At 72.4% G+C, this 12950-nt stretch carries 12 protein-coding genes and 1 tRNA gene; 8 read left to right on the top strand and 5 right to left on the bottom strand.

The annotated features are described in order from the left end of the window. The first annotated feature begins 18 nt into the window (after positions 1-18). From selA to FHT37_RS11430, 7 genes are all read left to right on the top strand, one after another. The gene (gene selA, locus FHT37_RS11460; RefSeq protein WP_183480879.1) at positions 19-1584 is read left to right on the top strand and encodes an L-seryl-tRNA(Sec) selenium transferase; all 1566 of its coding nucleotides are present in this window, start codon (positions 19-21) and stop codon (positions 1582-1584) included. Then, a complete protein-coding gene (locus FHT37_RS11455; protein ID WP_183480876.1) occupies positions 1581-3758 on the top strand; it encodes a SelB C-terminal domain-containing protein in 2178 nt (725 codons plus the stop codon). Before selA ends, FHT37_RS11455 begins: the two co-directional genes overlap by 4 nt. Further along, positions 3712-3807, top strand: a tRNA-Sec gene (locus FHT37_RS11450). The genes FHT37_RS11455 and FHT37_RS11450 overlap by 47 nt, the downstream gene beginning before the upstream one ends. 250 nt (positions 3808-4057) lie before the next feature. Beyond that, on the top strand, positions 4058-4948 hold the full coding sequence (locus FHT37_RS11445; protein ID WP_183480873.1) for a putative selenate ABC transporter substrate-binding protein: 891 nt from the start codon (positions 4058-4060) through the stop codon (positions 4946-4948). 15 nt (positions 4949-4963) lie between these two features. Continuing rightward, the gene (locus tag FHT37_RS11440) at positions 4964-5779 is read left to right on the top strand and encodes a phosphonate ABC transporter ATP-binding protein (protein ID WP_183480871.1); all 816 of its coding nucleotides are present in this window, start codon (positions 4964-4966) and stop codon (positions 5777-5779) included. Between the two features lie 86 nt (positions 5780-5865). Continuing rightward, positions 5866-7488 (top strand): phosphonate ABC transporter, permease protein PhnE, encoded by a 1623-nt coding sequence (gene phnE / locus FHT37_RS11435; RefSeq protein WP_183480868.1) that lies wholly within the window; start codon positions 5866-5868, stop codon positions 7486-7488. Between the two features lie 68 nt (positions 7489-7556). After that, positions 7557-8135, top strand: a complete 579-nt coding sequence (locus tag FHT37_RS11430; RefSeq protein WP_183480865.1) for a nitroreductase family protein — start codon at positions 7557-7559, stop codon at positions 8133-8135. A 32-nt stretch (positions 8136-8167) separates the two neighbouring features. Here the strand turns inward: FHT37_RS11430 and FHT37_RS11425 are convergent, their stop codons facing one another. Both FHT37_RS11425 and FHT37_RS11420 read right to left on the bottom strand, forming a co-directional pair. Continuing rightward, positions 8168-8596 (bottom strand): CBS domain-containing protein, encoded by a 429-nt coding sequence (locus FHT37_RS11425; protein WP_091733960.1) that lies wholly within the window; start codon positions 8594-8596, stop codon positions 8168-8170. 154 nt (positions 8597-8750) lie between these two features. Next, positions 8751-9281 (bottom strand): DUF962 domain-containing protein, encoded by a 531-nt coding sequence (locus FHT37_RS11420; protein ID WP_147241341.1) that lies wholly within the window; start codon positions 9279-9281, stop codon positions 8751-8753. Between the two features lie 141 nt (positions 9282-9422). On the opposite strand from FHT37_RS11420, the gene FHT37_RS11415 reads away from it, so the two are divergent. Next, entirely contained in the window at positions 9423-10229 is an 807-nt protein-coding gene (locus tag FHT37_RS11415) for a YceI family protein (RefSeq protein WP_183480862.1), read from the top strand. Between the two features lie 135 nt (positions 10230-10364). Here the strand turns inward: FHT37_RS11415 and FHT37_RS11410 are convergent, their stop codons facing one another. From FHT37_RS11410 to moaA, 3 genes are read right to left on the bottom strand one after another with little or no spacing between them, the layout of a single operon-like run. Then, entirely contained in the window at positions 10365-10937 is a 573-nt protein-coding gene (locus FHT37_RS11410; protein ID WP_183481593.1) for a GNAT family N-acetyltransferase, read from the bottom strand. Further along, a complete protein-coding gene (gene mobA, locus FHT37_RS11405; RefSeq protein ID WP_183480859.1) occupies positions 10906-11661 on the bottom strand; it encodes a molybdenum cofactor guanylyltransferase in 756 nt (251 codons plus the stop codon). Before mobA ends, FHT37_RS11410 begins: the two co-directional genes overlap by 32 nt. Then, the gene (moaA, locus tag FHT37_RS11400) at positions 11661-12794 is read right to left on the bottom strand and encodes a GTP 3',8-cyclase MoaA (RefSeq protein ID WP_183480856.1); all 1134 of its coding nucleotides are present in this window, start codon (positions 12792-12794) and stop codon (positions 11661-11663) included. The genes mobA and moaA overlap by 1 nt, the downstream gene beginning before the upstream one ends. Between the last annotated feature and the right edge of the window lie 156 nt (positions 12795-12950).

The raw sequence follows: 12950 nt of genomic DNA, 5'->3' as shown, positions 1-12950 counted from the left end.
ATGACGCCCGAGGCATCCATGGTTCATGGTCCGACGGCAGGCTCCCCGGCAGCCGCTTCCGACCCTTCCACTCCTGGCACCACGGCCGCGACCGCCGCGGCGGCGGCTACGGCCACCAGCGGCGTCAACGGCGTTAACGGCGCCAACGGCCCGGCCACCGGGACGACCGGCGCCGCGCCGAAGGACCTGCCTTCCGTCGACCGCCTGCTGCGCGACGAGGCCGTCACCCACCTGATGGCGCGCCACGGCCATGCCTTCGTGGCCGGGGAGGCCCGCCGGCTGCTCGAGGCCTGGCGTCGCCGCGCGGTCGAGGGCACGCTGGCGGCACATGAATTGCGACACCTGCCCGCCGAGCTCGAGCGGCGCTGCGAACAGCGGCTGGCGCCCCGGATGCGGCGCGTGATCAACCTGACCGGCACGGTGCTGCACACCAACCTGGGCCGCGCGCTGCTGGCCGACGAGGCCCTGCAGCAGGTGCTGGCCTGCATGGGATCGCCGAACAACCTGGAGTTCGACCTCGCGCGCGGCGAGCGCGGGGACCGCGACAGCCTGGTCGAGTCGCTGCTGTGCGAGATCACCGGCGCCGAGGCGGCGACGGTGGTCAACAACAACGCCGCGGCCGTCCTGCTGGGCATCGCGGCGCTGGCGGGCGGCAAGGAGGCGATCGTGTCGCGCGGCGAGCTGGTCGAGATCGGCGGCGCCTTCCGCATGCCCGACGTGATGGCGGCGGCGGGCGCGAAGCTGGTCGAGGTCGGCACGACCAACCGCACCCACGCGCGGGACTACCAGGCCGCGATCGGCCCGCAGACCGCGCTGCTGCTGAAGGTCCACACCAGCAACTACGCGATCCAGGGCTTCACCGCCTCGGTCAGCGAAGCGGCGCTGGCACCGATCGCCCGGGCGGCGGGCGTGCCGCTGATGACGGACCTGGGCAGCGGCTCGCTGGTGGACCTGGCGCAGTGGGGCCTGCCCGCCGAGCCGCTGCCGCAGCAGATGCTGGCGGACGGCTGCGACGTGGTGACCTTCAGCGGCGACAAGCTGCTCGGCGGGCCGCAGGCCGGTTTGATCGTCGGCCGCAAGGACCTGGTCCAGCAGATCCGCAAGTTCCCGATGAAGCGCGCGCTGCGGCTGTCCAAGCTGCCGCTGGCGGCGCTGGAGGCGACCTTGCGGCTGTACCTGCGGCCGGACCGGCTGACGCAGGACCTGCCGACGCTGCGGCTGCTGACGCGCCCGGTCGATCAGATCGAGGCGCAGGCCGACCGGCTGCTGGCGCGCGTCCAGGCCGCGGTCGCGCCGCGCTTCGCGGTGCGGGTGAGCACGATGCGCGGACAGATCGGCTCGGGGTCGCTGCCGGTGGAGACGCTGCCGTCGGCGGGGCTGGTGCTGACGCCGCAACTGCCGGGCAAGCGCGGCGTGGGGCGCGCGCTCGACGAGCTGCAGACCGCGCTGCGCGCGCTGCCGCTGCCGGTGATCGCGCGGGTGCAGTCGGACGAGCTCTGGCTGGACCTGCGCTGCCTGGACGAGGCGCGCGAGGAGGTGGCGTTCATCGAGCAGCTCGCGCTGCTGAAGGAGTCGCTCGCGTGATCGTCGGGACCGCCGGCCACATCGACCATGGCAAGACGACGCTGGTGAAGGCGCTCACCGGCGTCGACACCGACCGCCTGCCCGAAGAGAAGCGGCGTGGCATCAGCATCGCGCTGGGGTATGCGTATCTGGACCTTGTGCCCGGCCAGGGGCGGGGCGAAGGCCAGGGCGTGGGCGGCGAGGGGGGCCGAGGGGGCGACGGTGCCGGCCGGCGCATCGGTTTCGTCGACGTGCCCGGGCATGAGCGCCTGGTGCACACGATGCTCTCCGGCGCGACCGGCATCGACCATGCGCTGCTGCTGGTGGCCGCCGATGACGGCGTCATGCCGCAGACCCGCGAGCACCTGGCGCTGCTGTCGCTGCTGGGCCTGGAGCGGGCCACGATCGCGCTGACCAAATGCGATCGGGTGGACGCCGCCACCCGTGCGCGTCGGCATGACGAGATCCGCGCCCTCGTGGCGGACACGGCGCTCGCGGGCGCGCCGATCTTCGAGGTCGCCGCGACAACGGGCGCTGGCGTGCGCCCGCTGCGCGAGCACCTGATCGCCGAAGCCGCGGCGCTGCCGCCGCGCGTGGGGGCCGGGCTGGGTTTCCGGCTCGCGGTCGATCGGGTGTTCAGCCTGCCGGGCGTCGGGACCGTCTGCACGGGGACCGCGCATGCGGGCGAGCTGGCCGTCGGCGACGAGCTCGTGGTGCTGCCGCCCGCGCCGGGCCAGGCGCCGCTGCGCGCGCGAGTGCGCAGCCTGCATGCGCAGAACGCGGTGGCGGTCAAGGCCTCGGCCGGGCAGCGCGTGGCCATCGGCTTGGTCGGGCTCGAGAAGGAGGAGGTCGGACACGGACAGTGGCTGGCCGCGCCGGAAGTCGCCCAGTGGACCGAGCGCCTGGACGCGCGGCTGCGCCTCTGGCCCGAGGAGGCCCGGGCGCTGCGCAGCGGCACGCCGGTGCATGTGCATGTAGGCGCGGCGCAAGTGACGGGCTCAGTGGCGGTGCTCGGCGGCCTGGGTGGCAGGCCGGTCGAGGCGCTGCAGCCCGGTGGCGAGGCTTTCGTTCAGGTGGTGCTGCACCGACCGATCGGCGCGTGGGCCGGCGATCGGATCGTGCTGCGCGATGCCTCCGCGACGCGGGCGCTGGCCGGCGGCGTCGTGCTGGATCCGCAGGCGCCGGCGCGTTATCGACGCACGCCGCAGCGGCTCGCGGAACTGGTCGCGCTGACGGCGGACACGCCGCTGCAGCGGCTCGAAGGGCTGCTGGGCCAGGCGCCGATGGGCGTGGACCTGGTCCGCTTCGCGGCCGGGCAGGGCATTGCCGGGGGAACCCGCGCGGCGCTGGTGGCGGGGATCGGCGCCGTGGGTGGAGCGGGGACGAACGGGGGCGGTGCGGCAAGCGTGGGGGCGGGGAACGCGGTGGGCTACGCGGCGGCGGGCGGCGCCGGCACCGCGGCGGCGGGCGACATCACCGTCGTGCCGGGCGCCGACGGGCCGCTGTGGGCGCTCGGCGCCGCGCAGACGGCCCAGTGGGCCTACACCGCGCAGGAACGCCTGCAGCGCTATCACCAGGAGCAGCCGGAAGAACTCGGGCCCGACCTCGCGCGCTGGCGCCGGCTGGCCGCGCCGCGCATGGCCGAGCCGCTGTGGCGCGCGCTCGTGCAGCGGCTGGCCGCGGCAGGGCGCGTCGTCGTCAGCGGGGCGACCGTGCATCTGCCGGCGCATGGGGTGCAGCTGTCGGCATTGGATGAGCGGCTGGCTCAGAAGGTGCTGCCGCGGCTGCTGGCGGCCGGCTTCGAAGGCGTCTGGGCCCGCGACCTGGCCAAGGAGGCCGGCGAGCCCGAGGCGCTGGTGCGCACGACGCTGGCACGACTGGCCCAGCGCGGGGAACTGTTCCAGGTGGTGAAGGACCTGTACCATGCGCCCCCGGCGATCCAGGCTCTGGCACGGATCGCCAGGGACTCGGCAGCCGACGGCGACGTGAAGGCCGCGGAGTTCCGCGACCGCAGCGGCCTGGGCCGCAAGCGCGCCATCCAGGTGCTGGAGTTCTTCGACAAGGTCGGACTGCTCCGGCGCGTGGGCGACGCCCATCGGCTGCGGAACGACTGCCAGTTGTTCATCGAACACCCCACACCCCAACAACGGAGAGGCAACGACCCCGGTGGATCGGCCGGACTTCAAATCCGGTGAATGGCGCCATGCGCCGTTGGGTGGGTTCGACCCCCACGCCCCTCCGCCAGCGACATCGGCTGGCCGGCTGCGCGGCCCGATCTTGCGCCTGCGGTGCTCGCCGTACGACAGTACGGCTCCGCTCCTCGGCGCAACCTCGGGCCGCTCGCAACGGCCATCCGATGTCGCTGGCTACTGCGGCCGCCCTAAGGGCGGCAAGTTCTTTGACTGCCGGCAGTCCTCTTGGCGCTGGCTCATGCGGCCGCCGCTCGGGTAGCCAGTTCTTTGACTGCGGATAACTCACCCCCAGGAGCTCTCTGATGTCCAGCCTCTTCCACCATGTCAGCCGTGCGCTGCAGGGGATCGCCACCGCCTCGCTGATCATCGCGAGCAGCATCGGTTCCGCCCAGGCCCAGACCTCGCCGCCGGTCCTCCGCGTGACCGCCATTCCCGACGAGTCACCAACCGAACTGGCGCGCAAGTTCGCGCCGCTCGGCAAGTACCTCGAGAAGGAACTCGGCGTGAAGGTCGAGTGGACCCCCGTCACCGACTACGCCGCCGCCGTCGAGGCCCTCGCCAACAAGAAGGTCGAACTGGCCTGGTTCGGGGGCTTCACCTTCGTGCAGGCGAACGTGCGCTCCGGCGGCAAGATCGTCCCCCTCGTGCAACGCGAGGAAGACGAAAAATTCCGCTCGGTGTTCATCACCGATACGCAGTCCGGCATCCGCAAGCTCGAGGACCTCAAAGGCAAGACGCTCAGCTTCGGCTCGGCCTCGTCGACCTCCGGCCACCTGATGCCGCGCTCCTTCCTCCTCGCCGCGAAGATCAATCCCGATACCGACCTCAAACGCATCTCCTTCTCCGGCGCGCATGACGCCACCGTTGCCGCGGTCGCGTCCGGCAAGGTCGACGCCGGCGCGCTCAACATCTCCGTCTGGGAAAAACTGGTCGCCGAGAAGAAGGTCGACACCGGCACCCTGAAGGTGTTCTTCACCACCCCGCCGTATTACGACTACAACTGGAGCGTCCACGCCGACCTGCCCGCCGCGACGAAGGAAAAGCTCAAGGCCGCCTTCCTGAAGCTGAGCCCCTCGACGCCGGAAGGCAAGGAGATCCTCGAGCTGCAGCGCGCGACGAAGTTCGTGCCAACGCAGCCGGAGAACTACGCCGGCATCAAGGCGGCCGCCGAGAACGCCGGCCTGCTGAAGTGAGCTGAGACGAGCGCGATGTCCCTGCTGGTGTTGGAGGGCCTGCGGCTGCAGGCCGGCGCGCGCACGCTGATCGAGCCGCTGTCGCTGCGGATCGAGCCCGGCGAGCAGGTCGCGCTGATCGGCGCCTCGGGCGCCGGCAAGACCTCGCTGCTGCATGCGCTGGCCCTGGCCTCGCGCCCCGCCGCTGGCACGCTGCGCCTGGGCGGCCAGGACGGCTGGGCGCTGTCCTCCCGCGAACGCCACCAGCTGCGCCGCACGCTGATGCTGGCGCCGCAGCACCCACCGCTGCCCCCGCGCCAGCGCGTCGTGACCGCCGTGCTGGCCGGTCGGCTGCCCGGTGCCTCGGTGGCCCGCAGCTTGCGCATGCTGTTCAGCCCCGACCAGGCCCAGGCTCGGCTGGCCTTCGACGCGCTGGAACGGCTGGAGCTCGGCGCCCGGCTCTGGTCGCGCGTGGACCAGCTCTCCGGCGGCGAGCGCCAGCGCGTGGCCGTGGCGCGACTGCTGGTGTCCCAGGCGCGGCTCTGGCTCGCCGACGAGCCGCTCTCGGCCCTCGATCCGCAGCGCGCGCAGCGGGTGCTCGCCGTCCTGCAGGAAGCCGCCCGTGCCCAGGACCGCACCCTCGTGTGCAGCCTGCATCAGGTCGATCTCGCCTGCCGCCTGTTCCCGCGCGTGATCGCGCTGCGCCAGGGCCGGCTCGTCTACGACGGCCCGCCACGGGAGCTCGGCGCCCGCCAGCTGGACGAGATCTACGCCGACCTGCTGAATGAATCCCCCTCGACGCCCGACGACGCGCCGATGACCGCCGCACCGCCGCAGGCGATGTGCCGATGAACGCCGGCAGCGCCGAACGGCACGACGGCCCAGGAAGCGGTCGTGGCGGCGGAGGTGGCGCCGACCGCGCGTCGTCATCGCCGGCCATGGCGCCGTGGCGGCGCGACCCGGCGGCCGCCCAGCGGGTCGGGCTTGTTGTCGCCGTGCTGGTCGTGCTGTGGCCGCTGCTGGTCTGGTGCGAGTTCCGACCCTGGGAGTTGCTGGACGAGCGCAGCCTGCGCGCGACGATGCGCTTTGCCGGGCAGTTCCTGACGCCGCGCGTGGACCTCGAGTTCCTGACCATGCTCGCCGCCGACACCTGGCGCACCGTGGCGATGGCGACGGTCGGGCTGGCGCTCGCCTGGGTGATCGCGGTGCCGCTGGCGCTGCTGGCGACGGCGCGGCTGTCCGTGTCGGCGCTGAGCGGCCGCATGGCGGCGGGGCCGGCGGCGCTGCGCTGGGCGGTGCGGGCGGTGCTGGTCGTGCTGCGCTCAGTGCCGGAACTCGTATGGGCGCTGATGCTGGTGCGCGTGATCGGTCTGGGACCGGGCGCGGGCGTGCTGGCGATCGCGCTGTCCTACGGCGGGATGCTCGGCAAGGTCTACGCCGAGATCCTGGAGAGCGCCGACGCCGCGCCGACACAGGCGCTGCTGCGCGGCGGCGCCGGGCGGCTGCAGGCGCTGCTGTTCGGCGCGCTGCCCAGCTGCTCGGAGGAACTGGTCAGCTACACCGTCTACCGCTGGGAATGCGCGATCCGCTCCTCGGTGGTGCTGGGCTTCGTCGGCGCCGGCGGGCTGGGCCAGCAACTGGACAACGCGACCAAGATGTTCGCCGGCTCCGAGGTGGCGACCATCCTGCTGATCTTCATCGCGCTGGTGGCCATGGCCGACCGCATCAGCGCCTGGCTGCGGCCGGCACACACCGCGGGGCAGGGCGGCGAGTCACTGCATCCGCTGTCCGCCCGACCGCCCGCGCGCTGGGGGCTGCGGGCGTTGCTGGCGGCGCTGCTGGCGCTGCTGGTGATGAGCGTCGTCACGCTGCCGCTGCGCTGGGGCGAGCTGGTCGGCGCCAGCGCGTTGGCGGAGATGGGCCGCTTCCTGGCCGAGTTCTTCCCACCGCAACTCGCGCCGGACTTCCTCGGTCGGGTCGGGCAGGGCGCGCTGGAGACGCTGGCGATGTCGGCGCTGGGCAGCGGGCTGGCGGCGATCGCCGGACTGGCGGTGGCGTTGCTGGCGAGTCGGCCGCCGGGGCCGCTGCGCTGGGCGTCGCGGTTGCTGCTCAATGCGCTGCGCAGCGTGCCGGAGCTGGTCTGGGCGTCGCTGCTGCTGGTGGCGGCGGGACTGGGGCCGATGCCGGGCACCTTGGCGCTGGCGCTGCACACGACCGGCGTGCTGGGCCGGCTGATGGCCGAGGCGCTCGAGAACGCGCCGCCGCAGACCGCCCAGGCGCTGCGCTGGGCGGGCGCGTCGCGCTGGCAGGTCTTCGCCTTCGCGACGCTGCCGCAGGCGGCGCCGCAGCTGCTCAGCTACACGCTGTACCGATGGGAGAACAACATCCGGGCCGCGACGGTGCTGGGCGTCGTGGGTGCGGGAGGTCTGGGGCAGATGCTCAGCCTGCACCTGAGCCTGTTCCAGATGCGGGAGACTTGCACCGTGCTGCTGGCGATGCTGGTGCTGGTGATGGCCGTCGATGCCTGCTCCTACGCGGCGCGGCGGCGCTTGAATCATTGATTGGCGGCGTCGTGGGTCGCCGCTTCGGCGGCACGATGCCGCAAGCCCTTGGATGAAGGAGGGGCGCCATGAACGACCAAGCCCTGAAGCTGCTGCTCACGCGCGCATCGGTGGGTCCGAAGTACTTGATCGAGCCGGGCCCGGACGATGCGGCGCTGGCCGCGATGACGGAGGCGGCGCTGCACGCGCCTGACCATGCGGCGCTGGTGCCGTTCCGATTCAAGGTCGTGCGCGGGGAGGCGCGCCGGTCGATGGCCGCGCTGTTCGCGGCGGCTGCGCGCCGGGCGGGCAAGGACGAGACGGGCATCGCGATGGACGAGGAGCGCGCGCTGCGCCCGCCGGTGACGGTGGCGGTGGTCGCGCGCCTGGACCTGGGTCATCCGCAGGTGCCGGCGCATGAGCAGTGGGCCTGCGTCGGTGGCGCGCTGACCAATTTCCTGAATGCCGCGCAGGCGCTGGGTTTCGGCGGAAAGATGCTCAGCGGTGCGAAGGCGCGCGATCCGGGCCTCATCGCCGCGTTCTGCGAGCCGGGCGAGACCTTGCTCGGCTGGATCGCGATGGGCACTCCCTCATCCCCCGACAAGCCCCCGAAGGCACGCCCGCCGAAGTCCGGCGCCGACAGTGCGCTTCAATTCTGGCCAGGCTGACCGCGCCGCGCCTTGCCTGCAGGGCTTCGCCCTTATCCGTAGATGTAGCTCTGGAGTTGGGCAATCGTCATTTCGTCGTCGGCGATGATGTTGTCCATCAAGTCGCGGATCGAGAGCATGCCCACGACCTGGTTGCCCTGGACGACGGGCAGGTGGCGGATCTTGCGCTGGCTCATCAGGCTCATGCATTCGCGGCAGTCGGTGTCGGGCTTCACCACGAACACGTTGGGCGTCATCACATCCTTGACCGGCGTGTGCCGCGAATCACGCCCCTGCAAGGCGATCTTCCGCGTGTAGTCGCGCTCCGAGAAGATGCCGAGCAGCCGATCGCCCTCCATCACCAGCAAGGCGCCGACATCATGCTGCGCAAGCAGGTGCAGCGCATCGAACACCGTGGCTTCCGGCGCGACGCGCCAGACGCTCGGGCCGCGGTTCTTCAGCAGTTCGGACACCGGTTTCATGGGGCCTCCTGGCGACATCTGACGGAACTCGGACGTCCAAGATAAGCGCCTTGGACCGGGGCTGCAAGCCCCTGCAAGACCCGACCCCCACAAGGGGTGACGCGCGGTCGCGCGGGCGGGATCGGCCCGCTCGGCCCGCGCCAGCCGCCCCCGATCAGGCCGGGTGGGTCAGGTCGCGCAGATGGGTGGGGCCGGCGCGGCGCTCGATCTCGGCGAGCAGGTCGCGGCCCCAGCCCATCGCGAACAGGGCCTCGCCGACGACGAACATCGGACCGACCAGCAATCCCACCAGGTCGTCGACGAAGGCGGGCTTGCGGCCCTCGTAATAGTGGCCGACGAACTGGATGATCCAGCCGACGATGAAGCTGCCCAGGCCCCAGGCCAGCCAGCTGCCGAAGGAGCCGTCCGCCAGCGGATGCGCCAGCGCCATCAGCACCGCGTTGACCAGCGCCGTGGACAGGCCCAGCACGAAGTTGCCCCGCGTCAGGTACCAGACTGTCGCGCCGCCCCAGACCAGCCAGGCGGCGGAAACCGTCCAGTCGCCGACATGGAATTGCGCCCGCGCCAGCAGCACGCCGATCGCGAAGACGATCAGCGGGATGCCGACAAAATGGGTGGCGATGTTGCGGCGATCGCGGTGGTAGGCGGCGTACTGCGCCATCAGGTCGGTGGCTTGGCGTGCCATGGCAGTCTCCGTGCGAGGTGTCGTCATGATGTCGCAATGCTAGTGCGACCAGCTTGTTTATGCCGTTCAGAATGCAGTTCTGACCACTCTTGGTTTACCCCTATGCAAGTGTTGACGCCGGCAAATGAGGTGCCTCCAGGCATGCGTCGGCGCGGCGCCGGAAGGTCGGCCGCGTCGGCGATCGCCGCGCTGCTGCTCGGAGGCGCGCTGGCCGGGTGCGGCATCGCGCCTCCGGCCACGACGCCGACAGCGACGACAGTCACGACGCCCGGCGCCGGCGCTAGCGAGGCCCCATCGTCGCCAGGCCCGTCGTCCTGCACGGCATGGCTCGCCGCGCAGCAACGCGGCGAAGGCCGGCTCTATCGCGTCGACGCCGCCACCTCGCAGGTCCGCATCCACGTCTTTCGCGCCGGACGCCTTGCCAAGGTCGGCCACAACCACGTGATCGGCGTCGAGCGGCTCACCGGCCAGGTCTTCGTTCCCACCGACGGCATCGCCGGCGCCGGCGTCGAACTGGCCTTCCGGCTCGACGACCTGGCCATCGACAAACCCGAGTGGCGCGCGCCGCTGGGGCCCGAGTTCGCCAGCACGCCCTCCGCGTCCGACGTGGCCGGCACCCGCGCCAACCTGCTCCGGGCCGTTGACGTCGAGCGCTTCCCGGTCATCGCGATGCGCAGCACCGCTGTCGCCGGCGCCTTCCCGGTGCTGGCGCTCAAGCTCGCCGTCAACTGGCACGGCCAGACCCGCCTGCTCGACGTGCCGGTGCGGGTGGTCCGTCCTGCGGGGGATGCGGGGGGCTCGGTCCTGAGGACGCAGGGGGCGCTCGTCCTCCGTCAGAGCGACTTCGGCATCACGCCGTTCTCCATCCTCGGAGGGCTGCTCGCGATACAGGACGAGTTGACGGTGGACGTCGACGTCGCGGCCGTGCCCGCGGTGGCGTGTGATTGAGCGCCTTGCGCCGGAAGGACTGCGGGGCGCCAGGCGCGGGCTCTCCACACCGCATGGGGGATCCCTCCTGGACCCCCAAGCGGTATTCCGGCCCCAGCGACGCTCGCTGGCGGCGGGCCTGGGCGTCTGCTGCGATCAAGGCCTCAGGTCGAGGCTCATCAGGTCCTTGGCGTAGTAGCGGCCATCGGAGAGACGGATGGCGCGGGGCAGGTGGCCGTAGCGGGTGAAGCCCGCCTGACGGTAGAGCGCGATCGCCGCCTGGTTGCCCGCCGTGACGCTGAGCGTGACCGTCTCCAGCCGCGGCTCGCGACGCAGCAGCGCCAGGGCCTGTCGCAGCAGGCGCTTGCCGATGCCGCGTCCACGGACCTCGTCGTCGACCATCATCCCGATCAGGTGCGCGACGTGCATCACCTTCTTGCGGTTCTCGTGCTCGCAGGTCAGGGCGCCCACCAGCCGCTCGCCCGACCACGCGCCCAGCGTGAACAGCGACTTGCCGCCCGCCTGCGGATGCAGCCGCACGCGGTAGCTCGAGGCCTCGCGCGCGCGCTCGGTCTCGGCATCGGAGGTGAAGGCCTGCTCGTGGCGCGCGAGCATCGCGTCGCGCAAGGCCTTGTAGGCCGGCAGGTCCGCTTCGGTCAGCAGGCGCAGCGTGATCACGCCCTCGGCCGGTGGGCCCTCAGCCGCGGTCCAGTCGTTCGAGTCGCTCAAGCTCGCTCCTGTTGTTGATGTTGGCGAAGGCGCACTCGTCCGCCGGCCGGTCGAAGGCGACCCGCGCCAGCGGCAGCGAACGCAGCCAGCCCTCGACGCGCCGTTCGCCCGCGTCCAGCGCCGCCGCCAGCCCGGCACGGTGCCGGACATGGATCAGGCTGGCCAAGGGCTGGGGGCGCAGCGGCTCGCCCGGCGCCTCGCGGCCCAGCGCCATCGCGGCGCTGTGGTCCGGTGCGAGGCCGGCGGCCAGGCGGTCGAGCAGGTCGGTCGGCAGCCAGGGGCAGTCGCCGCCGACGACGAGCAGCCAGTCGGTGCCGACGCGGTCATTACCGTCGCCGGGACCGCGATCCCCCGCGCTGTGGTCGCCGGGATGGCGGTCCTCGGGCCCGCGATCAACGGGCGAGGCACCGTCCGCGTCGGAGGCGTCGGTGAGGCGGGGGCCGGAGGCAGTGCGGGCATCCGCAAGCGCCGTCAGCCCGGCGAGGATGCCGGCCAGCGGTCCGGGGAAGTCCGGCAGCGGGTCGGGCAGGACTGGGTGGCCGAGGCGGCGGTAGTCGTCGAGGTGGCGGTTGGCGCTGATCACGATCCGGCCGCCGGTCTGGGGGGCGATGCGCTCGATGACGTGGTGGACCAGCGCCCGGCCCTGGAAGGGCTGGAGCGGCTTGTCGACGCCGCCCATGCGGGTGGCGCGGCCGCCGCAGAGGATCAGCGCGGTGGCGCGCATCAGCCGCCGATGTAGTGCATCTCGACGCGGCGCGCCGGGCCGGAGTCCGCCGCCGGCAGGCTGGCGCGCAGCTCCGAGTAGCGGTCACCGCGCCGGGTCCAGAGCGCGCCCAGCGCGGCGGCGATCTCGGTGTCGGACCGCGGCGGGTGCTCGCCGTCGCCGCGCAGCAGCGCGCGCAGGTCGTGGCCATCGCCGGCGAACAGGCAGGTGTAGAGCCGGCCCTCGGTGGAGAGCCGCGCGCGGTTGCAGTCGCCGCAGAAGGCCTGGGTGACGCTGGAGATGAGGCCGATCTCGCCGCTGCCGTCGGCGTAGCCCCAGCGGGTGGCGGTTTCGCCCTCCACGGTGGCGGCGAGGGGGACCAGCTCGGCGTCCTCGCGCAGGCGGGCCAGGACCTGCGCGGACGGCAGCACCTCGTCCATGCGCCAGCCGTTGCTCATGCCGACGTCCATGTACTCGATGAAGCGCAGCACCACGCCGGTGCCGCGGAAGTGGCGCGCCATGGGGACGATCTGGTCGTCGTTGGTGCCGCGCTTGACCACCATGTTGACCTTGATCGGCGCCAGGCCGGCGGCCTGGGCGGCCTCGATGCCGCGCAGCACCTCGGCGACCGGGAAGTCGACGTCGTTCATGCGGCGGAAGATGGCGTCGTCAAGCGCGTCCAGGCTGACCGTGACCCGGCGCAGGCCCGCCTCCCGCAGCGCCCGCGCCTTGCGCGCCAGCAGCGAGCCGTTGGTGGTCAGCGTCAGGTCGAGCGGCTGGCCCTCGGGCGTGCGCAGCTCGGCCAGTTGGGCGATCAGCGCCTCGAGGTTGCGGCGCAGCAGCGGTTCGCCGCCGGTCAGGCGCAGTTTCTGGACTCCCAGGCCGGCGAAGACGCCCGCCAGACGGGTGATTTCCTCGAAGGACAGCAGGTCGCGGTGGGGGAGGAAGGTGTAGTGCTTGTCGAACACTTCCTTCGGCATGCAGTAGCTGCAGCGGAAGTTGCAGCGATCGGTGACCGAGATGCGCAGGTCGCGCAGCGGCCGGCCGCGCGCGTCCAGCCACGGCCCCGGGCGGGGCGGGGGGAGGGGATGCGGCACGGGAGGCGTCCGCCCGATCTGGCGCAGATCGAGCAGCGGAATCACACCATCGGTCATGGGGAGCGATTGTGCCGCCGGCGGCATCGCCTCGTCCGAGGATGGTCAAGGGCGGCGCGGTGTCTCGTGAATCGGACACGGCGAGCCGTTCCTGGCCAGCCCACTCGTCGAGGGCAGGGATCTCACGGGAGCAAGTCGGCCGAGCGGCGCGGACGG

This window comes from Mitsuaria sp. BK037, assembly GCF_014193045.1.
Taxonomy (GTDB): domain Bacteria; phylum Pseudomonadota; class Gammaproteobacteria; order Burkholderiales; family Burkholderiaceae_C; genus Roseateles.
This window is presented reverse-complemented; position numbering and strand designations above follow the sequence as displayed.

What these genes read in the sequence shown, in the direction of transcription:
- mobA (WP_183480859.1), bottom strand. Translation starts at nt 11,661, where the DNA reads ATGCGCGCCACCGCGCTGATCCTCTGCGGCGGCCGCGCCACCCGCATG.
- selA (WP_183480879.1), top strand. Translation starts at nt 19, where the DNA reads ATGGTTCATGGTCCGACGGCAGGCTCCCCGGCAGCCGCTTCCGACCCT.
- phnE (WP_183480868.1), top strand. Translation starts at nt 5,866, where the DNA reads ATGGCGCCGTGGCGGCGCGACCCGGCGGCCGCCCAGCGGGTCGGGCTT.
- FHT37_RS11430 (WP_183480865.1), top strand. Translation starts at nt 7,557, where the DNA reads ATGAACGACCAAGCCCTGAAGCTGCTGCTCACGCGCGCATCGGTGGGT.
- FHT37_RS11420 (WP_147241341.1), bottom strand. Translation starts at nt 9,281, where the DNA reads ATGGCACGCCAAGCCACCGACCTGATGGCGCAGTACGCCGCCTACCAC.
- FHT37_RS11445 (WP_183480873.1), top strand. Translation starts at nt 4,058, where the DNA reads ATGTCCAGCCTCTTCCACCATGTCAGCCGTGCGCTGCAGGGGATCGCC.
- moaA (WP_183480856.1), bottom strand. Translation starts at nt 12,794, where the DNA reads ATGACCGATGGTGTGATTCCGCTGCTCGATCTGCGCCAGATCGGGCGG.
- FHT37_RS11425 (WP_091733960.1), bottom strand. Translation starts at nt 8,596, where the DNA reads ATGAAACCGGTGTCCGAACTGCTGAAGAACCGCGGCCCGAGCGTCTGG.
- FHT37_RS11415 (WP_183480862.1), top strand. Translation starts at nt 9,423, where the DNA reads ATGCGTCGGCGCGGCGCCGGAAGGTCGGCCGCGTCGGCGATCGCCGCG.
- FHT37_RS11440 (WP_183480871.1), top strand. Translation starts at nt 4,964, where the DNA reads ATGTCCCTGCTGGTGTTGGAGGGCCTGCGGCTGCAGGCCGGCGCGCGC.